Below are 1,215 nucleotides of genomic sequence, written 5' to 3' on the forward strand. Positions count from 1 at the left end.
GCCCGTGCTGCGGCCTCATAGGGATCATCCGCCACGGTGACCAGCCTGCGGTTTTCGCCGGGGGTCCGGGTGCCCAGGTAGTCCAGGTCCTGATAGACCTGTTCGGCGGAAACCTTGGGGTCGTACACCACGATGTGCGCCTCTTCGTTCAGCAGGGCATCGGCCACGTAGATGGCCGCCGACTCGCGGGTATCGTTGGTGTCTTTCTTGAAGGCCCACCCCAGGAAGGCGATTTTCTTTCCCGATACGGTGTTGTACATGGTCTGCACGATGTTGTCGGCAAACCGCTGCTTCTGGTGGTCGTTCATGGCGATGACCTGCTCCCAGTAGTGGGCCACTTCCTCCAGGCCGTAGCTGCGGGCGATGTACACCAGGTTGAGGATGTCCTTCTGGAAGCAGGATCCGCCGAAACCCACCGATGCCTTCAGGAACTTGGGCCCGATGCGGCTGTCGGTGCCGATGGCGCGGGCCACCTCGTCCACGTTGGCCCCGGTGCGCTCGCACAGCTCGGAGATGGCATTGATGGAGGACACGCGCTGGGCAAGGAAGGCATTGGCCGTCAGCTTGGACAGCTCGGAGGACCAGAGGTTGGTCGTCAGTATCCGCTCGCGGGGCACCCACCAGGCGTAGATGTCCACCAGTGCCTGCACGGCCTCGGCGTTTTCCCCGCCGATCAGCACCCGGTCGGGATTGTGCAGGTCGGCGATGGCCGTCCCCTCGGCCAGGAACTCCGGGTTGGACAGGATATGGAAGCTCACCCCGTTGCCGGTATGGTCAAGGATGCTTTTGAGCGCCTCGGCGGTGCGGACCGGCAGCGTCGATTTCTCCACGATGATCTTGTCGGAGGTGGAGGCAGCCGCGATCTGGCGCGCGCACAGCTCGATGAATTTCAGGTCGGCCGCCATCCCCTTGCCCTTGCCGTAGGTCTTGGTGGGCGTGTTCACCGAGATGAACACCATGTCGGCCGCGGCGATGGCCGCGTCCACATCGGTCGAAAAGAACAGGTTGCGCCCGCGGGCACGGCCCACCACCTCGGCAAGCCCCGGCTCGTATACCGGAAGCTTGGACAGGTCCGGATCGTTCCAGGCGGCAATCCGTTTCTCATTGATGTCAACGATGGTCACCGTGATGTGCGGGCATTTCTCGGCGATAACCGACATGGTAGGACCTCCTACATAACCTGCACCGATGCAGCAGATATTCTTTATTTCCATA

General features: G+C 62.2%; 1 protein-coding gene. It reads right to left on the reverse strand.

Going from position 1 to position 1,215, the window contains the following annotated elements:
- The coding region (locus tag ACFQRK_RS23905; RefSeq protein WP_379010947.1) for a nucleotide sugar dehydrogenase at positions 1 to 1,214 on the reverse strand (1,214 nt) is incomplete at its 3' end.
- Position 1,215: the final 1 nt, after the last annotated feature.

The organism is Parapedobacter sp. GCM10030251, assembly GCF_042666505.1.
In the GTDB taxonomy this organism is placed as follows: domain Bacteria; phylum Bacteroidota; class Bacteroidia; order Sphingobacteriales; family Sphingobacteriaceae; genus Parapedobacter.